This is a genomic window from Halobacterium sp. NMX12-1 (assembly GCF_040435975.1).
GTDB classification, from domain to species: domain Archaea; phylum Halobacteriota; class Halobacteria; order Halobacteriales; family Halobacteriaceae; genus Halobacterium; species Halobacterium hubeiense.
Genome location: NZ_CP159204.1, coordinates 537,583 through 562,849, shown reverse-complemented (window position 1 = coordinate 562,849; position 25,267 = coordinate 537,583). Strand labels below are relative to the sequence as shown.

Here is a 25,267-nt window from a genome sequence, read left to right as displayed (position 1 = left end):
CGGCGGCTCACCCGCAGTAGAGTTAAGTTCGTGTCGGGTGACAGGAGGCGTATGCCCTGCACCACCCCCCGCCGCGCGCTCGCGTTCGCCCTCGTCGTGGCCCTCGCCGTCTCGACGTTCGCCGGGGTCGCCGCCGCCGACGACCGGGCCGGCGGCACCATCGTCGTCGAGGAAGGCGAGACCGTCACCGACGGCCTGCAAGCGACCGGCGGCACGGTCGTCGTCCGCGGCACCGTGCAGGGGGACCTCGAAGCGTTCGCCGGCAGCGTCGACGTCACCGAGACCGGCACCGTCACCGGCGCCCTCGGCGGCGCCGCCGGGTCGATTCGCGTCGCCGGCACCGTCGAGGGCGGCGTCGACGCCGCCGCCGGCAGCATCCACATCACCGAGACCGGCGTGGTCGGCGGGAACGTGACCGCTGGCGCGGGCTCGTTCACGCACGCCGGCACGGTCAACGGGTCCGTGCGGGTCGGCGCGGGCAGCGTCACGCTGGCCTCCACTGCGTCGGTCGGCGGCGACTTCATCTACGACGGCGAGTTCACGCGGGCTGACGGCGCCACCGTCGGCGGCGAGGTCCGCCACGACCCCGACCTCGGCTCGATGCAGGACTCCGTCGTCCCCGACGTCGCGGGCTGGCTCGTGACGCTGTACTTCCTCGCGGTCACGCTGTTCGTCGGCGCGCTCTTGCTGGTCGCGCTCCCCGGCGTCTCCGCGACCGTCGCCGACGCCACCGCGACCGCGCCGCTGCGCACGCTCGGCGCGGGCTTCCTCGCGCTCGTCGGCGCGCCGCTGGCCTTGGTCCTGCTGTTGTTCACCATCGTCGGCATCCCGGTCGCCGTCGTCGGCGTGTTCCTCTACGCGCTCGTGCTCGTGCTCTCGTACGTCTGGGGCGCGTACGCCGTCGGGTCGCGGCTACTCGGGCTCGCCGACCGCGAGAGCCGCTGGCTCGCGCTCGTCGCCGGCGTGCTCGCGGTCCACGTCGTCAGCTACGCGCCGTTCCTCGGCGCCCTCATCGAGTTCGTCGTCCTCCTGTTCGGGCTCGGTGGGCTCACCGTCGCCGGCTACCGGCACGTCCGCCGTCGCCGCCGCGACGACGACTCGGCCGCCTGACCGTCGCGACCGCGGCTCCTAAGGCCGCCCGTCGGCTACTGTCGCTCATGCGCGTGACCGTCGAGGTGGTCGGCGAGGACACCCACGAGTTCGACGTGACCGACGAGACGTACGCCGACCTCCTCGAAGCAGTCGAGCTGAGCCCCCACGAGGTCTCGGTGATGGTCGACGGGACGCCCGTCCCCGAGGACCAGCCCGTCGACGCCGAGCACGTGCGCGTCCTGCGGCTCATCCGGGGTGGGTAGCGTGCCGACGACGGGACCGCGCGGGGTCGTGGTTCGGCGGGCGTCGGCCCGCGACCACCTCGGCGTGATGCGCGTGCTCGACGGCGCGAACCTCGAACTCTCCGGTGACACCGCGCAGCGCCGCATCGACGCCGGCACGGTCGTCGTGGCGGACGACGACAACCGCATCGTCGGCGCGCTCGTCGCTAACCAGCGCAAAACAGGCGCCCACGTCGAAGCAATCGCGGTGCGGCGCCGCCGGCGCGCGGACGGCGTCGGCACCGCGCTCGTCGAGCACGCCGCCGACGAGTGGACGCCGCTGACGGCGGACTTCGACCCGGGCGTGAAGCCGTTCTACGAGTCGCTGGGCTTCGACTGCGAGAAGCGAGGCGACCGCTACCGAGGAGTTCTAGACTAGCGGTTCGACGAGGTCGCGGCCCGCCGACAGCAGTGCTTCGACGCGCTCGGGGCTGTCGCCTTCCGCGTACACCCGCATCTTCGGCTCGGTGCCGGAGGGCCGGACGAGCAGCCACGAGCCGTCTTCGAGGAGGATTTTGAAGCCGTCCGCGTCGTTGACGCGCTCGACGGGGACGCCCGCCACCTCGTCGGGCAGGCGGTCTTCGAGTTCGTCCAGCACCGCGCTCTTGCGGTCGTCCGGGCAGTCCACGCTCACCTTGTCCTGGTGGATGTCGCCGAACTCGTCGGCGATGGCGTCGAGGCGGTCGTCGAGGTCGCGCTCGCTGGCCGCGGCGGCCGCCAGCAGCGCCATCAGCACGCCGTCCTTCTCGCGGACGTGCCCGCGCATCGTGTACCCGCCGGACTCCTCGCCGCCGAACAGCGCGTCGTGCTCGCCCATCGCGTCGGCGACCCACTTGAAGCCGACCGGCGTCTCCACGACCTCGCAGTCGTGGGCGTCGGCGAGGCGGTCCACGAGGAACGTCGTCGAGACCGTGCGGACCGCCGGCCCGGTGTCGGCTTCGAGGAGGTAGTCGTACGCGAACGCGTAGAACCGGTTCCCGTCGAGGACGCCGCGCTCGGGCGTGACGACGGCGACGCGGTCGGCGTCCCCGTCGTTGGCGACGCCGAAGTCCGCGTCGTGCTCGTCGACGGCGAGCGCGAGTCCCTGCAGGTTCGCCTCGTCGGGCTCCGGGGGCGTGCCGCCGAACTCGGGGTCGCGCTCGCAGCGCTCCCGAATCACCTCCGCGCCGGCGGCCTCCAGCAGGGCGTCGGTGACGCCGCGGCCGCTCCCGTGCATCGCGTCGTACACCACGGTCAGCCCGGAGAGGTCCGCGTCTATCAGGTCGCGGCAGTGCTCGGCGTGCGGCGTCACGAGGTCGGCCTCGCGGACCTCGCCCTGCCGCGCGCCCTCGACTGCCTCGCGGAGGTTCGCCTCGATGGCCTCCGTGACCGCCGGGAGCGCGGGCGCGCCGTCCTCGGGGATGAACTTCACGCCGTTGTACTCCGGTGGGTTGTGGGAGGCCGTGATGACCAGCGCGCCCGCGAGGTCGCGCTCCACGATGGCGTGCGCGACCAGCGGCGTCGGGCAGTCGCGCTCGGGCAGCAGCACGTCGAAGCCGTTCGCCGCGAGCACGTCCGCGGCGTCCTCCGCGAACCCCGCCGACGTCTCGCGCGCGTCGTAGCCGACCGCGACCGTCTCGCCCGTGTGGCCCTCGCTGGCGAGGTAGTCCGCGGTAGCCTGTGCGACCGAGCGGACGCGCCCGCTCGTGAACACGTCCAGCGTCGCCCGCCAGCCGTCCGTCCCGAAGGAGATGGCGTCCATGCGCGGAGCGTCGCCGCGTCGCGTCAAAACCCCTGCGGTCCCCGCGGTCGGCGCGGCGAGCGCGACCACGTCGAGTTTTACCGGCGGTCGCCGAACCCGGACGCATGGAGTTCACACCGCTGGTCGTCGGCGTCACCGGCAGCCAACGCGCCACCAGCTACACGCGGCAGGCAATCGAGCACGCGCTCGACGCCGCCGAGCGCGCGGGCGCCGACACCGACCATGTCGACCTCGCGAACGCCGACCTGCCGCTGTACGACCCCGACCGCGACCTCGCCGACGCCGGGGACGCCGAAGCGCTGCTCGAACGCGTCCGGGAAGCCGACGCCGTCGTCGTCGGGTCGCCGAACTACCACAGCAGCTACTCCTCGACGTTCCGAAACTTCCACGACTACTGCGGCTCCGACGAGTACGAGGACACACCCGTCGGCCTCGTCGTCGTGGCGGGCGGCGGCACCATCGCGTCGCCGCTGGACCACCTGCGCGTCACGATGCGGGGCGTCCACGCCGACGTGGTCGCCGAGCAGGTCGGCGTACGGAACGCCTCGCGGTACTTCGAGGACGGCGCCCTCACCGACGACGACCTCGCACAGCGGCTCGACGACCTCGCGAGCGCCGTCGTGGACGCCGCGTACCGCTGGGAACTCGCCGACCGGGAGCCGCGGAACTGACTACGGCCACGGGTCGTCCTGCTGGGCGACGAGTCGCTCTTTCTGCGAGCGCGAGCGCTGTTTGAGCTCGTACTCGCGGCTCATCGCCGCGGACTTCGTCTCGAAGGACTCGACGTACTGGAGCGTGACGGGGGTGCGGCCGCGCGTGTACTTCGCGCCGTCGCCGGCGTCGTGCTCGGCGACGCGGCGCTCGACGTCGGTCGTGTAGCCCGTGTAGTAGGTGCCGTCGCTGCACTCCACCACGTAGACGTAGTGCACGCCCCCAGTGAGGGCGCACGGGAACGACTGCGTTTCGGTCAGGCGCGGCGGGCGCGGTCTTTCGACACTTCGGCGATGCCGACGTTCGCCGCACAGTTCGGGCACGCGTGGAGGCGGCCGTCCTCGTCGGCGAACACGCGCGCGAAGTTCTCGGAGACGTGGGCGTCGCAGTGGTCACAGCGGGGCATTGTCGTGGTCTCTGGCGCGACGGCCAGTGTGTGTCAGTACGCCGCACACCGATAAGTGGGTTTTCCCAATTTCGAACAAAATTTCGCCAAACTCGAAGGAGAGTTCGCGCTTCGCGCTGGGTGCCCCGTCGCAGGCTCGTTCGGCCAGCGTTCAGTGGGCTCGCCCCCTGTAGGAAGGCGTGAGTGGCCGCTCTGGCCGCATATTATGGGAAGCCTTATAAGGAGGCGAAGAAAAAACCAGGTCGTATGGCAGACCTCATCGTCAAGGCCGCTGTGAAGGAAGAACTCGACGACAAGAACGTTGCCTCCGACTTCTACGAGGCGCTCGACGAAGAAGTCTCCGAGCTCCTCGAAGACGCCGCGGCTCGCGCCGAGTCCAACGGTCGCAAGACCGTCCAGCCGCGCGACCTGTAACGAGGTTCGACCCGTTCCGTTTTTTTGCGACGCCACGCCCCGTAGCTACGCGTCCGTCACCCGTACGCCGTCCTCGGTCCCCACGTAGACAGCGTCGGCCAGCCCGACGAACAGCCCGTGTTCGACGACGCCCGGGAGTTCCGACAGCCCCGCCGCCACCTCCTCGGGGTCGTCGAGTCGGCCGAACTCGCAGTCCAGCACGAGGTTGCCGTTGTCCGTCACCACGGGGCCGTCCTTGCGTTCGGCGGCCCGCAGTTCCGGCTCCCCGCCGAGGGCGCGCACGCGCTCGGCGACGACCGGTCGCGCGTCCGGCAGCACTTCGACTGGAACTGGGTAGTCCAACGCGTCCACTTCCTTCGAGGGGTCCGCGACCACGACGAAGCGGTCCGCGCTGGCGTCCACGTACTTCTCGCGGGCGTGCGCCGCGCCGCCGCCCTTCACGAGGTCCGCGCCCGCGACCTGGTCGGCGCCGTCGATGGCGAGGTCCACCGACGCCTCCTCCAGCGTCGTCAGCGGAATCCCCGCGTCGATGGCGAGCTGTCGCGACTGATAGGACGTCGCCACGCCCGCCACGTCGAGGCCGCGCTCGCCGATAGCGCGAATCGCGTGCGCCGCCGTGCTCCCGGTGCCGAGCCCGACGACCATCCCGTCCTCGACCTCGTCGGCCGCCGCCTCGCCCGCGCGCCGCTTCGCCGCGTCGCCGCCGCCCGAGTTCTTCATACCCGTACCGTGGACCACCCCCGAGGAAAAACCCACGCACCGACCGCAACCGGTGCCTGAACTCCGGTAAGCGGCGGATAACTACGGGAGTCGAGGGGAGACGACCGCACATGAGCGACGCCACCCTCGCCGACTCACGCGACGCGCCCGCGATGCTCGTGCTCGCACCGGGGCTCTCCGGGGACGACGCGCGCGTCTGCACCCAGCGGGTCGCCGCCGCGGACGCCGCGCTCGTCGTCTCGCTCCGCCGGCCGCCCGACGACTGGCGGGCCGCCCGCGACGGTGCCCTCCCGCCGACGTGCTTCGTCACCGCCGAACCCAACGGCGACGCCGCGAACGCCGTCGCCGACCCCGGTGACCTCACTGGCCTCGGCATCGCGGTCTCCGAGCGCCTCGGCGACCTACCGGACGACGCCGAGCCCGCCGTCTGCGTGGACTCACTGACGACGCTGCTCCAGTACGCCGACACGGAGCGCGCCTACCGCTTCCTGCAGGTGCTGTGCGGTCGCGTGCGCGCCGCCGGCGGCACCGTCCACGTGCACGCCGACCCCGCGGCGCACGACGAGCGCGAACTGGACCGGCTCGCCGGGCTGTTCGACGGCGTGCGGTCGGTCGAGAACTGAGCTACAGCCGCTCCTTGACGGCCTCGGGGTCGTGGGTGAGCCGCAGCGTCCGCGAGCGCCCGCGGCCGTCGAGCTGCTCGTACTCGGCGTCGATGAGCCCGAGCTTGTCGAGCTTGTTCACGATCTCCGTGTACCGCGTGTACCCGAGGTCGGTGCGGTCGTTGAACGCGTCGTAGACGTCGCCGGCCTGCTCGCCGTCGCAGTCCGCGACCGTCTCCACGAGCGTCCGCTCCGTCTCCGAGAGCGCGCGCAGGCTCCGCGAGAGGTGGATGTTCTTGGCTTTCTCGGAGACGGCCTCCACGTCCTCCAGTTCGACGGTGGTGCTGGCGCGCGACTCGGCGTGCAGGCCCGCGCGCCGCAGCAAGTCGATGCCCACGCGCAGGTCGCCGGCCTCGTCCGTGAGTTCGGCGACGCGGTCCAGCACCGTCGTCGGCACCGCGTCCTCCCGGAAGCCGACCTCGACGCGGTCCCGGAGGATGTCCGTGATTTCGCCGCGGTCGTAGGACGCGAAGTACGCCTCCTCCGGCCGGAACACCGACTGCACGCGGCCGTCGAGGTTCTCGATGACGTCCAAGTCGAGGTCCGAGGACACCACGATGACGCCGACCTTCGCGCCCGAGTGGGTCTCGTGGGCGCGCAGCAGCGAGTACAGCGTGTCAGAGGCCTCGTCCTCGTAGAAGAGGTAGTTCACGTCGTCGAGGGCCACCACCAGCACCTCCTCGTCGTCGGCGATGCGCTCGGCGACCTGCCCGAACAGCTTCTTGAATGAAATCCCCGAGGAGGGCGGCTCGTAGTCGAAAATCTCCTCGAAGATGCGGGAGAACACCGCGTACCGCGTGGAGTCCACCTGGCAGTTCACGCGCACCGTGCGGACGCCGTGCTGGCCGCCCAGCTCCCCGAACAGCTTCTGGACCGCGGTCGTCTTCCCGGTGCCCGGCGGCCCCCGCACCATCACGTTCAGCGGGCGGTTGCCCCGTACCGCGGGGCGGAGCGCGTACTGCAGCGTCTGGAGCTGGGACTCGCGGTGCTGGAAGACCTCCGGGACGTAGTCGATTTCGAGGACGTGTTCGTCCCGGAACACGGACTCGTCCCACCCCAGCATCCCCTCCTCGGGGTCGTCGTCCATCACTTTCACCACGCTCGGGCAACCACTTAACCCTTCGCCACAGAACCGGCGTTCGCCGCCGAGAACCCGCGAACCAGCGGATTCCGCTCAGAACTTCCCGAGCAGTCGGTCGTAGAACGACCCCGCGGACGCGCCGTCGCCGCCCGTCCCGTCGCCCTCGGTCGCTAACTTCTCCACGATGAGTTCCGGGGTTGAGCGCGCGAGGTGGTCTTTCACGGGGGAGCGCTCGACGACCAGTTCGCCGTCCTCCAGCCCCCGCGCGCGGATGCCGTCCACGGTCACGTCGAACCCGCACTGGTCGCGAATCTCGCCCGCAAGGTGGGAGACGAACACGCCGGAGGCGCCGGCTTCGTGGAGTTCTTCGAGGATGCCCGCGACGATTTTCGCCGAGGCCCCCGGCTCCGTGATGGACTCCAGTTCGTCCACGAGCACGAGCTTGCGCGCCGCGCCCTCGGTGAGCCCTGCGAAGTCCCGGAGCGTCGCCTCGAACGCGCCCGCGTCAAGCGTCCCCTGTGACTTCGCGTAGTAGTGCAGTTCCTCCACCTCGGGTACTCTTGCGGACTCGGCGGGCACCGGGAGGCCCATGTGCGCGAGCACGACCACGACCGCCACGAGGTCGAGCGTGCTCGTCTTCCCGCCGGAGTTCACGCCCGACAGGAGCGCCACGCCGTCCACGCCGTAATCCACGGGCTCGACGTCCTCGAAGGCGACGTCCAGAATCGGCGAGCGCCCGCCCTCGATGGCGAACCCGCGGCCGCCGCGCTCGGCGAGCACGCAGTCGAAGTCGTCGGCGAACCGCGCGACCGCCAGCTCCACGTCCAGTTCGAGCGCGCGCTCCACGAGCCCGCGCGTCGGCTCCCGGAGGTCCGCCAGCGTCGCCGCCAGCTCGCGCTTGCGCTCGGCGCTCCGCCGGTCCCGCGCCGCGGTGAGTTCCTCGCGCAGTCGCGAGACCGCCTCCGGGTCGTGGTCGACGGGGAACGTCGGCGAGTCCCCGAACGCCTGCTCGGCGATGCTGGCTTCCCCGTCGCGCAACGCCAGCGCGTCCACGAGGTGGTCGCGCGCGGCGTCCACCGCCTCGGCGTACTCGTCGGCGAGCTCCCGCGAGAGCAGGCTGTCCACGCCCGCGCCGCGCTCCACGAGGCTCAGGAGGTCCGACCCCTCGATGGTGACGTCCTGCTCCTGGATGACCTCTCGGAGGTGGTCGTTCGCGACGGACTCGGCGGTCGAGACGGCCGTGTCGAGGTCGTCCACCGCCGTCGAGAGCCGGTCGAGTTCGTCGTCGCCCGCGACCGACCCCTCCGAGTCCAGTTGTGCGAGCGCCGCGTCCAACTCGTCGAGGTCCACGTCCGTTTCCAGTCCTGCGGCCTCGTGGACGGCGACCGCGGCGCGGATGCGGTCGCGGTTCGTCGCGAAGAAGGAAAGCACGCGCTCGGGAACGACCTCCTCTGGACGCTCCAAGGCGTCGGGCTCCACGCGCACGTCGCCGTCCACTTCGACGCCCGTGAACGCCTCGTCGAGCGCCACGACCGTCGAGTAGCCGCGCGCGAGGTCCGCGAGTCCGCGTGCGTCCTCGACGACCTCCACGGACAGCTCGGGGAACGCGTCCTGCGCGGCGCTGTACGTCTCCGCGTCGGTCGTCGCGAGACACCGGTCCCGGACCGCCAGCCCCTCCGCGCGCGACAGCGGCGCGACGCCGTCCAGCGCGTCCAACACTTCGGGGTCGGGGTCGCGTTCCATCGCCGCCTCCGCGAACTCGTTGACCTCCGCGATGCGGGACTCGGCGGCGCTCGGGTAGAACGTCCGCAGGCGCTGGCTCGCGTAGTCGGTCACCGCGCGCTCCTGCAGCAGCGCGAGCACGCGCTCGTACACCTCGCCGGCGCGGTCCGTCGCCAGGAACCCGCCGGGGTCGTCGTGGCGCGCGCGAATCGCGCCGCGGACGATGCGCGCGGCCCGCCCGTCAGTGACCCCCGGTGCCCGCGCGACCGCCGCCACGTCCCCACGCTGTAGTGCGTCTTCGGGGTCGTCGAGCGACCGCAGCGACTCCGCGGTCTTCGCGCCCACGCCCGGAATCGCCTCTAACTCCATCGCCGTGGGGTACGTGGCTCACACGTAATAAGGTCTTACGCGAATCGCGGATGTTCCTAACGGAACCACAGCCGACCAGCATCCGCGAGCCGAGCGGTCTGAAAGACCCGAGGCGAGCGGTTCACCGAGCGCGAACGGGGAGCGCAGCGACCCGTGAGCCGCGAGGCGCGAGCGGTTCACTCCACGAGTGAGCGAAGCGAACGAGTGGAGGCCGACGACTGAGGGACGCGAAGCGGACCGAAGGAGGAGTGCTTTTTCCGCAAGTTTTTGCAAGCGACGGCGCGCGAAGCGCGCCGAGCGCTGGAAAAAGTGCGAGTGTGTGCTAATTTCCGGTCCACCGCAGCAGCGCGAGCGTCCCTTCGAAGAGCGCAATCATGGTGAGCGCGACGATGATGGGGACGACACCAGTCGGGTCGATGGCGCCGAACGTGAACGAGATGCCGGCGAACGCCGCCCAGAAGAGGAGGCGGCGGTCTTCGAGCCACTGGCGGGTGGTGACGCCGAGCATGATGGCGAGCATCATAAAGAGTGGAATCTGGAACACCACCGCGAGGTAGCCCATCACCATGAGGATGAGGTTGAACGTGGAGCCGAGCGCGAACGCGACGTCCGCCGTCCCCTCGGTGTAGCCCTGGAAGTAGTCCATCGTGTACGGGAGCACGAGCAGGTACGCGAACAGGACGCCGAGCACGGCGAGGACGAGGCTGGTGGGGACGGCGGCGAGGTAGTAGCGGCGCTCGTGCTTGTAGAGGCCGGGGCGCATGAACGCGTACGACTCGTAGACGAACACGGGCAACGCGATGACCAGGCCCGCGAGGCTCGCGACTTTCACTTGCGTGATGACGAGTTCGAGGGGCTGGTAGACGCGGGGGTCTACGGCCTCGCCGCCGGGGAGGACGTAGTTCCAGATGGTGGTGATGAGCCCCTCGGTGAGCGGGAAGACGGCGACGCTGACGAGCGCGGCGATGGCGATGACGATGGCGAGCCGCTTGACCATCTCCTCGACGTGGACGGCCAGCGGCTCCTCGACGTCGGACTCGGGCGCGTCGAGGCCGATGCCGTCGTCCGGCGGCGCCGGGTTCTCTTCGGCGTCGACGACGGAGTTCTCGCGGGGGTCGAGGGCGGCGTCCTCGTCGGGTTCGTCGGCCTGGTGCTCCTCGTCGGCGAGCAGTTCGGGTTCGCCGCCGGAGGCGGGGTCGGCGCTCCCGCCGGCGGCGGCGATGGCGTCCTCGTCCCAGTCCCACTCGTCGCCGTCGTCGGGCTCGACGCGCTCGACGGCGGGCGTGAGGTCGCGCCACTCGTCGTCCCGGGTGACCCGCGGGCCCGCGGTGCCGGCGGCGTCGTCGACCCGGCGGACTGCGGGCGTGAGGTCGTCCCACTCGCGCCCGCGGTCCGCGCCGTCGGCGGGACGGACGGCTGGCGCGAGCCCCTCCCAGTCGTGGTTGCGGTCGCGCCCGCCGTCCGGTTCCTCGGCCATTCGTGTCCGTGCTTTGGCGACGGGGGCGTTATAGGCTTTCTTTTGGGCGCGGACGGGAAGATTGATAATTACGAGTGGGTTAGCCCGACCCAATGAGTAGCTCCGGCTCGGGCCCGATAGACCCCAGTACGGCCCGCACCATCGAGTCCGGCCGGCAGACCCTCGGCGTGATGCTTCGCACGGCCCAGTCGAAGCTCCAGCACGTCTTCATCGCGTTCGTTGTCGGGCTCGTCGGCGGCATCATGGCGATGCGGCTGTACGTCTGGCCGAAGTTCGAGAACGACCTCCTCGTGGACACCGCGAACGTCATCGCGCAGACGCCGTTCGACGTCATCCTGATGCAGGTGAAAATCGGGCTGTTCGCCGGGGCCGCGTGCGCGATTCCCGTTCTCCTCTACCACGCCCGCGACCCGCTCGTGGAGCGCGAAATCATCCCCGACGTCTCCGTCTCCCGGGTCAACGTCGCGGCCGTCGTCCTCATCTGCATCGGGCTGGCGTCCGCGGGCGTCGCGTACGCCTACTTCCTGTTCTTCCCGCTGATGTTCGACTTCCTCGCGGGCAACGCCGTCGGCGCGGGCCTGGCGCCGAAGTACTCCATCGTGAAGTGGACGGAGTTCATCCTCTTCCTCGCGCTCTCGTTCGCGCTGGCGGCCCAGCTCCCGCTGGCGGTGTCGGCGTTCTCGTACTCCGGCATCATCCCCTACGAGACGTTCCGCGACAAGTGGAAGTACGCGGTCGTCGGCATCTTCGCGTTCGGCGCGTTCTTCTCGCCGCCGGACCCGTTCACCCAGATTCTGTGGGCGTCCCCGCTCATCATGCTGTACGGGCTGTCGCTGTACTGCGCGAAGATCGTCGTGACGATGAAGCGCGGCCGCGAGCACGTCGACGTCCGGGGCGTGTTCCGCGAGCGCTGGAACCGCGTGCTCGGCGTCGGCGTCCTCGGGTTCGCCGCGGGCTACGCGGCTGGCCAGTACGGCGGCGTCGCAGCCTTCAACGGCTTCCTGGAGTTCATCGGGTCGCAGGTGCGCGTGCCGACCGTCAGCGACGCGCTCGGCGTCGACCCCGCGACCGGCTACCTGCTGTTGGGCGCGGCGTTCGCGGTTCTCGCGCTCGTCGCGGCGGGGCTGTACTACACGTACGTCGCCATCGACCGCGCCGCCCAGCAGGTCGCCCGGTCCCGGCTCGGCCAGCCCGAGAACCCCGGCGACATCGACCTCGACGAACTCGACGCCGATGGCGTGCTGGCGGCGCCGCCGGAGGCGTTCGCGTCGCTGACCGAGGACGAGGCGCTCTCGACGGCCGACCGCGCGCTCGAAGCCGGCGACGACGAGAAGGCCCAGGCGGTCCTCGACCGCTTCGACGAAGTCCACGCCGACCTCGACGAGGAGGCAGTCGAGGAGCAGGCCGCCGAGGAGGAGGAATCGAACACCGTCCAGAGCACGGCCGCGGGGATGATGGACGCGTTCACCGAGGAGGAGACCACGGAGGACGACATCGGCGGCTACTACTACGACATCCGGTTCGTCTTCGACACCCTGCGCTCGCGGGCGTTCCGCATCGTCGGGACGTTCATGGCGCTGATGGTCGGCATCTTCGGGTGGCTCTACTACGGCGGCTTCCGGGAGCTCCGGGACAACTTCATCGCGCGCATCCCGGCGGACGTCCGGCCGCTGGCGACCGGCGGCGAGTGGCCCATCACGCTCCACCCCGTCGAGGCGCTCGTCTTCCAGGTGAAGATTTCCGTCGTGCTGGCCGCCATCGGTACGCTCCCCGTCATCGTCTACTACGTGTGGCCCGCGCTCTCGGACCGCGGCTGGGTGACCGGCGACCGCCGCGTCATCGCCGTCTGGGCCGGCGGAATCGTCGGTGGCCTCGCGGTCGGGAGCTACCTCGGGTACTCGTTCGTCGCGCCCGAGGTCATCTCGTTCCTCGTCTACGACGCGCTCGAAGCCGAGATGATAATCAGCTTCACCGTCAGCACGTTCGCGTGGATGGTGTTCCTGCTGACCGTGGGCATCGGCATCCTCGTGGACATCCCGGTGACGATGGTGCTGTTCCACGCCGGCGGCATCGTCTCCTACGAGACGATGCGGCGGCGCTGGCGCGTCCCGGTCATCAGCGCGTTCGCGTTCAGCGCGCTCGTCACGCCCGACAGCCTCTACACGATGCTGCTCGTCGCGTTGCCCATCGCCGTCATGTACCTCGTCGGGCTCGCCATCCTCGCCGTCGTGACGCTGGGCGGGCGCCGCGGCGGGAGCGCCTCGACACGAACGGCTTAAGATATTCCCGCGGTATTCTCGCGGTATGCCCAAGATAAGCGTCGAGATTCCCGAGGAGCTGTTGGCGGACCTCGACGACCACGTCGGCGACGACGGCAAGTACGTGAACCGCAGCGACGCCGTCCGCGCGTCCGTCCGGAAGAACCTCGACATCCTCGACGAAATCGACGAACGCCACGGGAGGCTCGACGACGATGCGGAGTGAGGACCGCCTCGTCGCCGGGCAGGTCGCGCTCGTCGGCCTGTTCGTCACCGCGCTGGTGACCGCCCAGCTCACCGCGTCGAAGCTGCTGTTGTTCCAGATTCCGTTCTCGCTGCCGGTCACGGGGTCGTCGCTGGTGATGCCGGGGGCGGCGCTGGCGTACGCGCTGACCTTCTTCGCGTCGGACTGCTACTCCGAGCTGTACGGCCGCCGCGCGGCGCAGGTGCTGGTGAACGTCGGGTTCGCGATGACGCTCGTGATGCTCGCGCTCGTCTACACCACTATCGAGGCGCCCATCGCGCCGTTCTCCGGCGTCGGCCAGTCGGAGTTCGCGGGCGTCCTCTGGTCGAGCGCGAACGTCGTCGCGGGCAGCCTGCTGGCGTACGTAATCAGTCAGAACTGGGACGTGCTCGCGTTCCACGCCATCCGCGAGCGCACCGACGGCGCCTACCTCTGGCTGCGCAACGTCGGCTCCACGGCCACCAGCCAAATCATCGACACCGTCATCTTCGTCACCGTCGCGTTCTGGGCGGCGCCGCAGGTGCTCGGCGTCGGGCCGGTCTACGGGCAGGAACAGATTCTCTCGCTCATCGTCGGCCAGTACGCCCTCAAGCTCGCCATCGCCGTCGCGGACACGCCGTTCGTCTACGGCGTCCGGCGGTTGCTCGCGGACCGCTAGTCGCGGCGCTCGGCGAACCCGAAGTTCGGCTTCACGTCCGTCACCTCGACCTCGATAGTCTCGCCCTCGCCGGCGTCCGACACGAACAGCGTGTACCCCTCGACCTTCGCGACGCCGTCGCCCTCGTCGCCCTCGTTGACGATTTCGACCTCGATGGTGTCGCCTTTCTCGATTGGCGCGTTCACGCGGTTCTTCGCGACCACGTACAGCTCCGAGGAGGAGTCCCGGGAGGCGTCCGGGGTGTACGTCCGCGTGAACGCGAACTCCTCCTCGACGTCCGCGAGGTAGTCCTGGAAGTCCTGCCCGTCGAAGACCTTCGCGACGAAGTGCCCGCCGTCGTTGAGCAGCTCTTTCGCCGTCTCGAGGGCCATCCGCGCGAGGTGGACGGAGCGCGCGTGGTCGAGGTTGTACTCGCCGGTCATGTTCGGCGCCATGTCCGAGATGACGACGTTGACGCCGCCCGGCGCGGCGCGCTCGATGTCCTCGCGGGTGTCTTCCTCGGTCATGTCGCCCTTGATGGTCTGGACGCCCGCATCTACGTCCTCTATCTCGTCGATGCGCTGGAAGTCCACGCCGACGACCTTCCCGCGCGCGCCGGTCTCCTCGGCGGCGACCTGCAGCCAGCCGCCCGGCGCCGCGCCGAGGTCCACGACCGTCGCGCCGCCGAACAGGACGTCGAACTCGTCGTCTATCTGCTGGAGCTTGTACGCCGCCCGCGTCCGGTAGCCCTCCTGCTTGGACTTGTTGTAGTAGTGGTCTTTCCCGTTCCCCATGGTTAGTTACCAGAAGTAGGGCGGCCGGACTGAAAACCACGTCGCTGTGGACGCTACGCGACGTCGGCGCGAAAAACCGCAGGAGAGCCGCCCGCAGTCGCTCGCGGCAGCCGACCGTTAGCTCGCCGACGCGGCCGTCGTCGAGTCCAGCGTAATCGTCTCGCCGTCCGCGGTCACCGTCACCTCGGTGTCGAGGCTCGCGTCCTCGGGCACCGCGAACGTCAGTTCGCCGTCCGCGTTCGTCTCGCCGACGACCTCGCCGTCCACGGCGACCTCGGCGTCCTCGACGGGGTCGCCGTCGCCGTCGGTCACGAGGACGCTGGCGTTCTCGCCGGGCGCGAGACTGCCGTCGAGGACCGCGCCGAGTTCGACCTCGCTGTCGGCGTCGTCGCTGTCGTCGTCACCTTCGGACTCTCCGAGTTCGAACTCCAGTTCAGCCTCGGTTTCGCCGTACGCGCTGTCCTCGCTCGTCGAGGCTTCGAGTTCGAACTCCTCGGCGTCCGCGGGCACGCTCACCGAGGCGGTGCCGTTGGCGTCGGTCGTCACCGTCACGTCGCCGGCTTCGACGGTGGCGTTCTCGACGGGCTCGCCGTCCTGTGTGACCTGCACGGTGGCGTTCTCGCCGGCGGTCACGTTCCCGACGAAGTTCGCTTCGAGTTCGGCCTCGTCGTCCACGCGCTCGATGGGGACGTCGGTGCCGGACTCGCTGGCGACCGGCTTCAAGATGAACTTCCCGCTGTTGCCCGCCTCGAACACCGTGATGTCGAAGACGAACTCCACGTCACCGCTGGCGTTCACGGTGAAGTCCTCGTTGAGATGGAGCTTCTGACTCGGGAGCTTCACGTTCACCTGCTCGCCGGTCTTCAGCGTCCCTTCGACCTCGCCGACGTGCACGAACACCTTCTCGTACTCGCCCGCGGGGACGCTTATGTTCCCGAGTAGGGTCGCGTTCGCGCCCTGCAACTCGGTCAGGTCGACGACCCGCGAGTCGACGTCCCGCTCGACCCACTCGGTGTCGCCCTCGCCGTCCTCGTCGAACTCGATCTCCAGTTCGGCTTCGGCTTCGCCGTACTCGCTGTCCTCGTCGGTGCTGACCGAGGGGCCGAACTCCTCGGCGTCGGCGGGCACCTGCACGGTCGCGGTGCCGTTGGCGTCGGTCGTCACCGTCGCCTCGCTGTCGCCGACTTCGACGGTGGCGTTCTCGACGGGCTCGCCGTCGTAGGTCACGAGCACGGTGGCGTTCTCGCCGGCGGTCACGTTCCCGACGACGCTGACCGCGAGCCCGTTCTCGCTCTCGGACTCGACGTCGGCGTCACCGGACGCGTTCGCCGCCGCGGTCTGCGCGAACCCGACGCTCGTCACGGTCACGTTCAGGTGCTCGAACTGGCTGATGGCGTTCTGTTCGTCGCTCACGTAGAACTGGACGGTCCCGTTCTCGCTGTCGGCCGTCTGTTCCCCGTTCGGGCCCGCGATGCCGCCGGCGCATCCGGCGAGCACCACGAGCACTGCGACGAGGAGGCTGGCTGCGGTGCGTCTCATGTGCGTTCGACCCCACGGGCCACACGCACCTAAAGGGACCAAGCCGTGAACCCGGTCAACCGCCGGATTAACCCGGATTAACCCGGGTTAACGACGGCCGCTCGCCGCGGCGCGCCGGCCGCGCTCGCGACCCGGCCGCCGAGCGCCGCCGGCTCGCGGCGACCCCGTTGCCGTCCCGCGATTCACGCGCGCACGCGGAACGTGGGGCTTTTTAGTCCCTGATTGCGTAGCAGTTCGCATATGTTCAAGGCGATTGTGAGCGCCGACACGCTCCGGGAAACGCTTGACTCCGTGAGCGTGCTGGTGGACGAATGCAAGATCCACCTCGACGAAGACGGCCTCTCCATCCGCGCTGTCGACCCCGCGAACGTCGGCATGGTCGACCTCGACCTCGGGGCGGCCGCGTTCGAGTCCTACGAAGCCGACGGCGGCATCATCGGCGTCAACCTCTCCCGGCTCGAAGACATCGCCGGGATGGCCGACACCGACCAGCTCGTCCAGCTGGAACTCGACGAGGAGACCCGCAAGCTCCACATCCAGATCGACGGGCTGGAGTACACGCTCGCGCTCATCGACCCCGACTCCATCCGACAGGAGCCGGACATCCCGGACCTGGACCTCTCCGCGAACGTCGTCATCGAGGGCGCGGACATCGACCGCTCGGTGCGCGCCGCGGACATGGTCTCGGACCACATCGCGCTCGGCGTCGACGCCGCCGACGAACTGTTCTACGTCGACGCGGAGGGCGACACCGACGACGTCCACCTCGAACTCACCCGCGACGACCTCATCGACCTCGAAGCGGGCGACGCCCACAGCCTGTTCAGCCTCGACTACCTCAAGGACATGAACAAGGCCATCCCGAAGGACGCGGAGGTCGAACTCGAACTCGGCGACGAGTACCCCGTCAAGATTCACTTCGACATCGCGGAGGCGCAGGGCCACGTCACCTACATGCTCGCGCCCCGGATTCAGAGCGACTAGCGTCTGTTCCCCACGACTCGTTTCTGCGCTCCGACCGCGACGCGACGCGGCGGGTCACGCTCCGCTCGACGGCGACGCCTATCGGTCCGCGTCCACGCCGCGCTCGTCCAGTAGCTCGAAGAACTCCCCGGGCGAGAGTTCGGGGACGTCGTGCTCGTCGGCGCTCTCGCGCTTGCTCGTGCCGGGGTTCTCGCCGACGACGAGGTAGTCGGTGTTCCCGGACACCGAGGAGGGCGCGTCGCCGCCGTGGCGCACCACGAGGTCCTGGAGGTCGTCGCGCGTCCACCCCTCGACGCTCCCCGTGAAGACGACGGTGAGCCCCTCCAGTTCGTCGCCGCCGGTCTCTTCGGGGGATTCGGGTTCGCCGAGGCGGTCCTCGTCGCGGAGGCGCTCGATGACGCGGCGGTTGCGCTCGTTGTCGAGGAACTCCCGGACGTGTCCGGCGACCACCTCGCCGACGCCCTCGACCTCACGGATGTCGCGTTCGTCGGCGGAAAGTAGCGCGTCCAGCGTCCCGAAGTGCTCCGCGAGGGCGCGGGCGACCGTCGGCCCGACCTCGGGGATGCCGATGGCCGCGAGAAACTCGCCCAGCGGCGGGTGGCGCGCGGCGTCCAGCTCCACGAGCAAGTTCTGCGCGCTCCGCTCGCCCCACCCCTCCAGTTCCGCGAGGTCCGCCTCCGCGAGCTCGTAGAGGTCCGCGACGTCGTCCTCGACGAGCCCTTCCTCGACGAACTGCTGGGCGGCCGCCTCGCCGATGCCCTCGACGTCGAGGACGTCCGCGAAGTAGCCGACCGCGCGCACCAACTGCGCGGGACACGCCAGCCCGCCCGTGCAGTACGCGATGGGGCCGTCGTACTCCACGTCGCTCCCGCAGCGCGGGCACTCCTCCGGCATCTGGAAGTGCCCCTCGCTGTGGGATTCGACCACTTCGTCGACGTACGGAATCACGTCGCCGGCGCGCTCGACGCGCACGTCGTCGCCGATGCCCACGCCCTTCTCCGCGATTTCGGCTTGGTTGTGGAGGCTCGCGCGCGAGACCGTGACGCCCCCGACTTCGACGGGTTCGAGTAGCGCGACCGGCGTTAGCCGGCCTGTCCGGCCGACCTGCACGACGACGTCCCGGATTGTCGTGACTTCCGCGCGTGGTGGGAACTTGTACGCGTACGCCCATCGGTAGTGGCGGGACGTGACCCCGAGGTCCACGCACGCCCGGCGGTCGTCGACTTTGAGCACGACGCCGTCGATTTCGTAGTTCAGGTCCTCGCGCACGGCCGCGAGGTCGTCGCGGAACGCGATGGCTTCCTCGACGTCGTCGGCGAGTTCGGTGCGCTCGTTGACCTTCAATCCCCAGTCGGGGAGCGCCTCGTGTTCCGCCCAGTGCGTGTCGAAGCCGGCGTCGAGGCCGCCGCGCGAGGCGTCCGCATCCACGTCTGCCTCGCTCTTTCCCGCAGCCAATACGTCGTAGAAGAAGCAGTCGAGGGGGCGTTCGGCGGTGACGCTCGGGTCGAGTTGGCGCAGCGTCCCGGCGGCGGCGTTCCGGGGATTCGCGAACGGCTCCTCGCCGCGCTCGACGCGCTCGGCGTTGTACTCTTGGAACGCCTCCCGCGGGATGTACACCTCGCCGCGCACTGCGAGGAAGTCCGGCGGGTCTCCGCGCAGGCGCTGGGGGACGCTCTCGATGGTGCGGACGTTCTCCGTGACGTCCTCGCCGGTCTTGCCGTCGCCGCGCGTGGCGGCGCGCACGTACTGTCCCTCCTCGTAGACGACTTCCACGGAGAGCCCGTCGAACTTCGGCTCGCAGACGAAGTCCGTCTCACCGACCTCGCGCTCGACGCGGGCGGCGAACTCCCGGACGTCGGCCGCGTCGCCGCTGGAGTCGATGGAGAGCATCGGCGCGACGTGCTCGACGGTCCCCAGTTCCTCGACGGGTTCGCCGCCGACGCGCTGCGTGGGGCTGTCCTCGGTCTGGAGGTCGAAGGCGTCCTCTAACTGCTGGAGCCGCTCGAACAGCTCGTCGTAGGCGTAATCGGAGATGACGGGGTCGTTCTGGACGTAGTAGCGGTAGTCGTGGTAGCGGACGGCCTCCCGGAGCAGTTGTACTTGCTCTTCGGCGTCGTCCTCGGCGAGGTCCTCGACGGGCGCGAAGTCGGTGTCGGGGTCTCGGACGTAGGGGTTGTCCTCGGGCGCGTCTTCGAGGGCGTCCGCGTCTGCCATGTGGCGGCGTACGCGGCCCCGCGTGTAAGCAGTTGGGGCGTCAGGCTTCGTCCAGTCGCAGCAGCGCGGGGAGCGCGAGCGCCGCCAGCAGGAGTTCGGCGCCGCCCGCGAGCACGAACGCGGTGGTGAAGTCGTACTGCTCGGCGACCCAGCCGCCGCCGACGATCCCCGTCAGGAAGCCCAGCGAGCCCGCGACGTTGAACCCGCCCATGCTGACGCCGCGTTCGTCCTCGCCCGCGAGGTCGGTGACGAGTGCCATCGTCGCGGGGGACATGAGCGCGCCGAGCACGCCGACGACGACCATCCCGCCCTGCGCGAGCCGGACGTGGGGCGCGAGCCCGATGCCGACGACGACGAGGCCGTAGGTCGCGGAGCCGGCGGCGATGGGGACGGTGCGGCCGATGCGGTCGGAGAGCCGGCCGAACGGGTACTGGAGGAGCGCGAACGGCGCGAAGAACAGCGCGAGCGTGAGGCCGACCGCGCCGGCGTCGAGGCCGAACGCCTGCCGGAAGTACAGCGACCCGACGAGCGCGAAGAAGCCGGCGGTGAACCGGTCGATGAACCCGAACGCGAACGGGACGCTCAGCGTCGGGCGGTTCCGCAGCACCTGCAGGCCGGCGCGCAGCGACTCGCCGTGGCCGCCGGGCGCGCGGTCGGGGACGCGGAGCGCGGCGACGCCGGCGACCGCGAGCGCGACGCTGCCGACGACCAGCGGGAGCTTCGGGTCGAGTTCGGTGAGGCGGCCGCCGACGGGCGCGTCGAGCGCGGTGCCGGAGCCGATGGCGATGCCGGCGGCGCCCATGTCCTTGCCGTGGTCGTCAGAGAGGTCCATCAGCATCGTCATCGCCAGCGAGAACGCGCCGATGGTGGCGGCGCCCTGCGCCGCACGCAGGACGAGTACGGTGCCGAAGTCGACGTCGAGGACGGCGAGCGCGGCGTAGCCGAGACTCCCGCCGAGCGCGCCCGCGGCGATGAACGGGACGCGGCGGCCGGCGCGGTCGCTGGCGACGCCCCAGACGCCGGCGAACGCGACGAACGCGGCGAACTCCGCGGCGAGGAACCACCGGCTCCCGGTGTCCGGGTCCTCGGCGCCGAACGCGGCGACGAGGTCGGCGGCACCCGGGTAGAGGAGGACTTGCGCGAACAGCACCGCGAACACGACGCCCGCGAGCGCTGCGCGTTCGCGTCGGACCATACCGGGCGTTTCGGCTGCGTCGCCAAGAACGCGCCGGAATCGGCTGCGACGACTGGAACTCCCCCACCACGGGCAAGCGTTGCCGTAACTACCACGCATATTCTATTCGAGCTATATTACTTCGATACATGACTGACGCGAGCGGCGGGCGCCACACCCGCAGCGTCCACGCGGGCCAAGACCCCGACGAGACAGGGGCGCGCGCCCCGCCCATCTACCAGACCACGTCGTACGTCTTCCCCGACGCCGACGACGCCGCCGACAGGTACGCCTTAGAGTCGGAGGCGGACGTCTACTCGCGCATCTCCAACCCCACCGTCTCGACGCTCGAAGCCCGCCTCGCCAGCCTCGAAGGCGGCGTCGGCGCCGTCGCCACGAACGCCGGCATGGGCGCCATCGACGGCATCACCACCGTCCTCGCCGAGGCCGGCCGGAACATCGTCGCCAGCGAGGACATGTACGGCGGCACCGGCACGTACTTCTCGCACATCGCCGGCAAGCGCGGCATCGACACCCGGACCGTGGACGCTCTCGACCCCGCTGCCGTCGAGGACGCCATCGACGAGGACACCGCGTTCGTCCACGTCGAGACCATCGCGAACCCGTCGCTCGTCACGCCCGACTTCGAGGCCATCGCGGACATCGCCCACGACCACGCCGTCCCGCTCGTCGTGGACAACACGTTCGCCACGCCGCACCTCTGCCGCCCCATCGAGCACGGCGCCGATATCGTCTGGGAGTCCACGACGAAGTGGCTCCACGGCGCGGGCACGACGCTGGGGGGTGTCGTCGTGGACGGCGGCACGTTCCCGTGGGACCACCCCGACGCCGACTTCCCCGAGCTCTCCGGCGAGAACCCCGCGTACGGCTTCGACTTCACCGAGCGCTTCGGCGACCGCGCGCTCGCCGCGGCCGTCCGCCAGCGGGCGGTGCGAGCTACCGGCACCGGACAGGGGCCGTTCGACGCGTGGCAGACGATGCAGGGCGTCGAGACGCTTCCGCTGCGGATGGACCGCCACTGCGAGAACGCCGCCGCGCTCGCGGAGTTCCTCGCGGACCACGACGACGTGGCGTGGGTCTCCTACCCCGGCCACGACGACCACCCCACGCACGACGAGGCCAGCGAGTACCTCGATAGTGGGTACGGCGGGATGCTCACGTTCGGCCCCGAGGGCGGCTTCGACGCCGCGAAGGCCGTCTGCGAGGGCGTCGAGTTGGCGTCGTTCGCGGCGAACGTCGGGGACGCGAAGACGCTCGTCATCCACCCCGCCAGCACCACGCACGCACAGCTCTCCGAGGACGAACAGCGCGCCGCCGGCGTCCGCCCCGACATGATTCGCGTCTCCGTGGGCATCGAGGACACCGCGGACGTGCTCGCGGACTTCGACCGCGCGCTGGAGGAGGCGCACTGATGCCCACGACCACCTTCGACGAGTTCGAGTTCGAGAGCGGGCAGACCATCGAGGACTTCACCGTCGCCTACGAGACGTACGGCGAGTTCACCGGCGACAACGCGGTCCTCGTCTGTCACGCGCTCACGGGTAGCCAGCACGTCCGCGGCCGCGGCGACGGGCAGGGCCGGGGCTGGTGGCACGACGTCGTCGGTCCCGGGAAGGCCATCGACACGAACGAGTACTACGTCGTCTGCGCGAACGTCCCCGGGTCGTGTTACGGCACCGACGGCCCCGCCAGCGAGGGACCGGACGGCGAACCCTACGGCACGGACTTCCCACCCGTCACGGTCGGCGACTGGACGCGCAGCCAGCGCCGCCTGCTCGACGACCTCGGCGTCGGCCGCCTGCACGCCGTTCTCGGCGGTAGCGTCGGCGGCATGAACGCCCTCGACTGGGCGCGGCGCTTCCCCGACGACGCCCGCCGCGTCGCCGCCATCGCCGCCGCGCCCCGGCTAGACGCGCAGTGTCTTGGGCTGAACGCGGTCGCGCGCCGGGCCATCCGCGGCGACGCGAACTGGAACGGCGGCGACTACTACGACGGCGAGTTCCCGACGCAGGGACTCGCGCTCGCGCGCCAGCTCGGCCACCTGATGTATCTCTCGAAGGACTCCATGGAGCGGAAGTTCGGCCGCCGCACCGCCGGCCGGGAAGCCGGCAGCGACGCGTTTCCGGTGGACGACGCGGGCGCGTTCTTCCCCTACCGGGACGTCGAGTCGTACCTCGACTACCAGGCCGAGAAGTTCACCGACCGCTTCGACGCCAACAGCTACCTCTACCTCACGCGGGCGATGGACGACTACGACCTCGCGGAGGGCTACGATTCGGACGCCAGCGCCGTCGGCGCGTTCGCCGGCGAAGCCCTGCTCGTGTCGTTCACGGGCGACTGGCACTTCACGGTCGACCAGAGCGAGGGCGTCGCGCAGGCGTTCCGCGAGCAGGAGGTCCCGGTCTCGCACCACGTCGTCGAGTCCGACCACGGCCACGACGCGTTCCTCGTCGAACCCGAGTCCGTCGGCCCGCCCGTCCGGGACTTCCTCGCGAACGGCGTCGCCGGCCGCGCCGTCACCGACACCGTCGACCACGACGACGACCGCCGGACGCTGTACGCCCCCGTCCACAACAGCCTCTTCTCGGGGTAGACCTCCTCTCGAACCGAATTTACGCCTGAGCGAGCGTCACCGCCGGCGGCAGGAACTGCAGGCGACCCCCCGGCTTAACGACCCCGGCGCACCAGTACCGTGTATGGGAGACGGAGACGACTACGAATTCGACACGAACAGCGTCCACGCGGGCCAGGAAGTCGACCCGGCCACGGGGTCGCGCGCGCCGCCAATCTACCAGACGACGTCGTACGTCTTCGAGGACAGCGACGACGCCGCCGCGCAGTTCGCGCTGGAGAAGCCCGGGTACATCTACTCGCGGCTGATGAACCCCACCGTCGAGACGCTCCAGGAGCGGCTCGCGGCACTGGAGGGCGGCGTCGGCGCGGTCGCGACGGCCTCCGGGATGGCGAGTCTGGACCTCGCGACGTTCGTGCTCGCGAGCGCCGGCGACAACATCGTCGCGTCCAGCGACCTCTACGGCGGGACGTACACGTACCTCACGCACAGCGTCGAACGCCGCGGCATCGAGACGGAGTTCGTCGAGGCCCTCGACTACGACGCCTACGAGGAGGCCATCGACGAGGACACCGCGTACGTGCTCGTCGAGACCATCGGCAACCCCAGCCTCACGACGCCGGACTTCGAGCGCCTCGGCGAAATCACCGACGAGGCGGGCGTCCCGCTCGTCGTGGACAACACGTTCGCGACGCCGTACCTTTGCAACCCCCTCGACCACGGCGCGGACATCGTCTGGCACTCCACCACGAAGTGGATTCACGGCGCCGGCACCACGGTCGGCGGCGCGCTCGTGGACGGCGGGGACTTCGACTGGGCCGAGCACGCCGAGAAGTACCCCGAAATCGGGCAGGAGAACCCCGCGTACCACGGCGTGAACTTCTCGGAGGCGTTCGGGGACGCGGCGTTCACGTACGCCGCCATCGCGCGCGGCCTGCGCGACCTCGGCAACCAGCAGTCGCCGTTCGACGCGTGGCAGACCTTAGAGAAGCTGGAGTCGCTGCCGCTGCGCATGGAGAAGCACTGCGAGAACGCCCAGAAGGTCGCCGAGTACCTCGTCGACCACGAGGACGTCGCGTGGGTCACGTACCCCGGATTAGAGGACCACCCCACGCACGACAACGCCACGAAGTATCTGGACGGCGGCTACGGCGGCATGATCACGTTCGGGCTGGAGGGCGGCTACGAGGCCGCCAAGGAGACCACCGAGAACACCGACCTCGCGAGCCTGCTGGCGAACGTCGGGGACGCGAAGACGCTCATCATCCACCCCGCCTCCACCACCCACCAGCAGCTCACCGACGAGGAGAAGGAAGCCGCGGGCGTCCGCGACGACCTCGTGCGCTTGAGCGTCGGCATCGAGGACCCCGCGGACGTGGTCGCGGACCTCGAAGCCGCCATCGAGGCGGCCTCGCGGTAGTCAGTTCCGCAGCCGGTGGACGAGCGTGCTGCGCCGGCTGTACGTCCGGTAGACCGCGGACGCCACGAGCACGCCGAAGACGGCGACCGCCCACGCGCTCGCGGAGACCTCACTCACGACCGGGACGCCGACTTCCGCGGCGGCGACGAGGAGCGCGCCGAGCACGCCCAGCGACCCGCAGAACTCCGCGTACGAGAGCCCGTACTTCGGGACGACCTCCATGTAGACGCCGACCGCGGGCGCGTGCTCCGCGGGCCGCACCTCCTTGGTCTGCTCGTCGTACTCCACGATGCCGAGGTCCGAGAGCTTCGGCAGGTGGGTCTGCTGGAGGGAGATGTAGACGCTCTGCCGGACGTCCCGCGGCGGCGGGTCCTCGCCGGTCTCCCGGGCGGCGACGGCCTCCGAGAGTTCGCGCGCGGTCACCGGTTCGTCGGCGTCGCCGAGCAGTTCGATGACCATGCGGCGCCGGTCGTTCCGAAGCACGTCGTGGATGTCCGCCTCGGGCAGCGTCCCGTCTGAGTCGTCCGCCACTACCCCCACGTTCGTCGGTTCGACCAATCAACTTTCGGTTGCCGGCGACCGCGAATCACGTGAAGAAAGCGACCTTAACGACCAATTAAGCAAGGGTTAGAGGGGTGTAGCAGGAGTCGCCCGGGTCGGTACCGCTCAGTGTGCCCTGGCCGCCCGACCTGGGAAACCCCGCGGCTCCACCCGTCGCGGGTTTCTCGTCACAC

At 70.1% G+C, this 25,267-nt stretch carries 25 protein-coding genes; 13 read left to right on the top strand and 12 right to left on the bottom strand.

Translation table 11 applies throughout. From position 1 onward, the window contains the following. Positions 1-51 precede the first annotated feature (51 nt). From ABSL23_RS04410 to ABSL23_RS04400, 3 genes are read left to right on the top strand one after another with little or no spacing between them, the layout of a single operon-like run. A complete protein-coding gene (locus ABSL23_RS04410) occupies positions 52-1,110 on the top strand; it encodes a polymer-forming cytoskeletal protein (protein WP_353634863.1) in 1,059 nt (352 codons plus the stop codon). 47 nt (positions 1,111-1,157) lie between these two features. Beyond that, positions 1,158-1,355, top strand: a complete 198-nt coding sequence (locus tag ABSL23_RS04405) for a ubiquitin-like small modifier protein 2 (protein WP_058984431.1) — start codon at positions 1,158-1,160, stop codon at positions 1,353-1,355. A 1-nt stretch (position 1,356) separates the two neighbouring features. Then, positions 1,357-1,752 carry a GNAT family N-acetyltransferase gene (locus tag ABSL23_RS04400; protein ID WP_353634862.1) on the top strand — a complete coding sequence of 132 codons (396 nt, stop codon included), beginning with the start codon at positions 1,357-1,359 and terminating at the stop codon, positions 1,750-1,752. Here the strand turns inward: ABSL23_RS04400 and ABSL23_RS04395 are convergent. Next, positions 1,744-3,114, bottom strand: coding sequence for a phosphoglucomutase/phosphomannomutase family protein (locus ABSL23_RS04395; protein ID WP_353634861.1), 1,371 nt, complete (start codon positions 3,112-3,114; stop codon positions 1,744-1,746). The two genes, ABSL23_RS04400 and ABSL23_RS04395, sit on opposite strands and share 9 nt — an antisense overlap. A gap of 104 nt (positions 3,115-3,218) precedes the next feature. Here ABSL23_RS04395 and ABSL23_RS04390 point away from each other — a divergent pair, with 104 nt between their 5' ends. After that, positions 3,219-3,785, top strand: coding sequence for an NAD(P)H-dependent oxidoreductase (locus ABSL23_RS04390; RefSeq protein ID WP_353634860.1), 567 nt, complete (start codon positions 3,219-3,221; stop codon positions 3,783-3,785). On the opposite strand, the gene ABSL23_RS04385 is transcribed toward ABSL23_RS04390, so the two are convergent. Beyond that, positions 3,786-4,043, bottom strand: a complete 258-nt coding sequence (locus ABSL23_RS04385; protein ID WP_353634859.1) for a GIY-YIG nuclease family protein — start codon at positions 4,041-4,043, stop codon at positions 3,786-3,788. Between the two features lie 38 nt (positions 4,044-4,081). After that, entirely contained in the window at positions 4,082-4,231 is a 150-nt protein-coding gene (locus ABSL23_RS04380) for a hypothetical protein (RefSeq protein ID WP_169793417.1), read from the bottom strand. Between the two features lie 246 nt (positions 4,232-4,477). Here ABSL23_RS04380 and ABSL23_RS04375 point away from each other — a divergent pair, with 246 nt between their 5' ends. Then, complete coding sequence (locus tag ABSL23_RS04375) at positions 4,478-4,645, top strand: DUF1931 family protein (protein ID WP_058984427.1); 168 nt, start codon at positions 4,478-4,480, stop codon at positions 4,643-4,645. A 45-nt stretch (positions 4,646-4,690) separates the two neighbouring features. Here the strand turns inward: ABSL23_RS04375 and rpiA are convergent, their stop codons facing one another. After that, complete coding sequence (gene rpiA / locus ABSL23_RS04370; RefSeq protein ID WP_353634858.1) at positions 4,691-5,365, bottom strand: ribose-5-phosphate isomerase RpiA; 675 nt, start codon at positions 5,363-5,365, stop codon at positions 4,691-4,693. 110 nt (positions 5,366-5,475) lie between these two features. On the opposite strand from rpiA, the gene ABSL23_RS04365 reads away from it, so the two are divergent. Beyond that, positions 5,476-5,988, top strand: coding sequence for a hypothetical protein (locus ABSL23_RS04365; protein WP_353634857.1), 513 nt, complete (start codon positions 5,476-5,478; stop codon positions 5,986-5,988). 1 nt (position 5,989) lies between these two features. Here ABSL23_RS04365 and ABSL23_RS04360 read toward each other — a convergent pair whose 3' ends face one another. The 3 genes from ABSL23_RS04360 to ABSL23_RS04350 all read right to left on the bottom strand — a co-directional run bounded on the left by ABSL23_RS04360 (position 5,990) and on the right by ABSL23_RS04350 (position 10,676). Further along, positions 5,990-7,114 carry an ORC1-type DNA replication protein gene (locus ABSL23_RS04360; protein WP_353634856.1) on the bottom strand — a complete coding sequence of 375 codons (1,125 nt, stop codon included), beginning with the start codon at positions 7,112-7,114 and terminating at the stop codon, positions 5,990-5,992. Between the two features lie 87 nt (positions 7,115-7,201). Further along, on the bottom strand, positions 7,202-9,199 hold the full coding sequence (locus tag ABSL23_RS04355; RefSeq protein ID WP_353634855.1) for an endonuclease MutS2: 1,998 nt from the start codon (positions 9,197-9,199) through the stop codon (positions 7,202-7,204). A 322-nt stretch (positions 9,200-9,521) separates the two neighbouring features. After that, entirely contained in the window at positions 9,522-10,676 is a 1,155-nt protein-coding gene (locus tag ABSL23_RS04350; protein ID WP_353634854.1) for a twin-arginine translocase subunit TatC, read from the bottom strand. A gap of 92 nt (positions 10,677-10,768) precedes the next feature. Between ABSL23_RS04350 and ABSL23_RS04345 the strand changes: the two genes are divergently transcribed. The 3 genes from ABSL23_RS04345 to ABSL23_RS04335 are packed head-to-tail and all read left to right on the top strand — an operon-like array spanning position 10,769 to position 13,836. Further along, the gene (locus ABSL23_RS04345; RefSeq protein ID WP_353634853.1) at positions 10,769-12,955 is read left to right on the top strand and encodes a twin-arginine translocase subunit TatC; all 2,187 of its coding nucleotides are present in this window, start codon (positions 10,769-10,771) and stop codon (positions 12,953-12,955) included. Between the two features lie 25 nt (positions 12,956-12,980). Continuing rightward, positions 12,981-13,160, top strand: a complete 180-nt coding sequence (locus tag ABSL23_RS04340) for a type II toxin-antitoxin system ParD family antitoxin (protein ID WP_353634852.1) — start codon at positions 12,981-12,983, stop codon at positions 13,158-13,160. Beyond that, a complete protein-coding gene (locus ABSL23_RS04335; protein WP_059057979.1) occupies positions 13,150-13,836 on the top strand; it encodes a queuosine precursor transporter in 687 nt (228 codons plus the stop codon). The genes ABSL23_RS04340 and ABSL23_RS04335 overlap by 11 nt, the downstream gene beginning before the upstream one ends. On the opposite strand, the gene ABSL23_RS04330 is transcribed toward ABSL23_RS04335, so the two are convergent. Next, positions 13,833-14,609: a 23S rRNA (uridine(2552)-2'-O)-methyltransferase gene (locus ABSL23_RS04330; RefSeq protein ID WP_353634851.1), complete on the bottom strand. Its 777-nt coding sequence runs from the start codon at positions 14,607-14,609 to the stop codon at positions 13,833-13,835. The genes ABSL23_RS04335 and ABSL23_RS04330 overlap by 4 nt on opposite strands. 117 nt (positions 14,610-14,726) lie before the next feature. Beyond that, entirely contained in the window at positions 14,727-16,148 is a 1,422-nt protein-coding gene (locus ABSL23_RS04325) for a DUF4382 domain-containing protein (protein WP_353634850.1), read from the bottom strand. Positions 16,149-16,388: 240 nt separating this feature from the next. Here ABSL23_RS04325 and ABSL23_RS04320 point away from each other — a divergent pair, with 240 nt between their 5' ends. Beyond that, the gene (locus ABSL23_RS04320; RefSeq protein WP_059057976.1) at positions 16,389-17,132 is read left to right on the top strand and encodes a DNA polymerase sliding clamp; all 744 of its coding nucleotides are present in this window, start codon (positions 16,389-16,391) and stop codon (positions 17,130-17,132) included. Between the two features lie 78 nt (positions 17,133-17,210). On the opposite strand, the gene ligA is transcribed toward ABSL23_RS04320, so the two are convergent. Beyond that, on the bottom strand, positions 17,211-19,346 hold the full coding sequence (gene ligA / locus ABSL23_RS04315; protein ID WP_353634849.1) for an NAD-dependent DNA ligase LigA: 2,136 nt from the start codon (positions 19,344-19,346) through the stop codon (positions 17,211-17,213). Positions 19,347-19,386: 40 nt separating this feature from the next. Further along, on the bottom strand, positions 19,387-20,541 hold the full coding sequence (locus ABSL23_RS04310) for an MFS transporter (protein ID WP_353634848.1): 1,155 nt from the start codon (positions 20,539-20,541) through the stop codon (positions 19,387-19,389). Positions 20,542-20,669: 128 nt separating this feature from the next. On the opposite strand from ABSL23_RS04310, the gene ABSL23_RS04305 reads away from it, so the two are divergent. The 3 genes from ABSL23_RS04305 (at position 20,670) to ABSL23_RS04295 (ending at position 24,533) form a co-directional block, all read left to right on the top strand. Then, positions 20,670-21,953 carry an O-acetylhomoserine aminocarboxypropyltransferase/cysteine synthase family protein gene (locus ABSL23_RS04305; protein ID WP_353634847.1) on the top strand — a complete coding sequence of 428 codons (1,284 nt, stop codon included), beginning with the start codon at positions 20,670-20,672 and terminating at the stop codon, positions 21,951-21,953. Then, entirely contained in the window at positions 21,953-23,134 is a 1,182-nt protein-coding gene (gene metX, locus ABSL23_RS04300; RefSeq protein WP_353634846.1) for a homoserine O-acetyltransferase, read from the top strand. Before ABSL23_RS04305 ends, metX begins: the two co-directional genes overlap by 1 nt. Positions 23,135-23,237: 103 nt before the next feature. Further along, positions 23,238-24,533 carry an O-acetylhomoserine aminocarboxypropyltransferase/cysteine synthase family protein gene (locus ABSL23_RS04295; RefSeq protein WP_353634845.1) on the top strand — a complete coding sequence of 432 codons (1,296 nt, stop codon included), beginning with the start codon at positions 23,238-23,240 and terminating at the stop codon, positions 24,531-24,533. On the opposite strand, the gene ABSL23_RS04290 is transcribed toward ABSL23_RS04295, so the two are convergent. Continuing rightward, positions 24,534-25,064 carry a hypothetical protein gene (locus ABSL23_RS04290; RefSeq protein ID WP_353634844.1) on the bottom strand — a complete coding sequence of 177 codons (531 nt, stop codon included), beginning with the start codon at positions 25,062-25,064 and terminating at the stop codon, positions 24,534-24,536. Positions 25,065-25,267 lie beyond the last annotated feature (203 nt).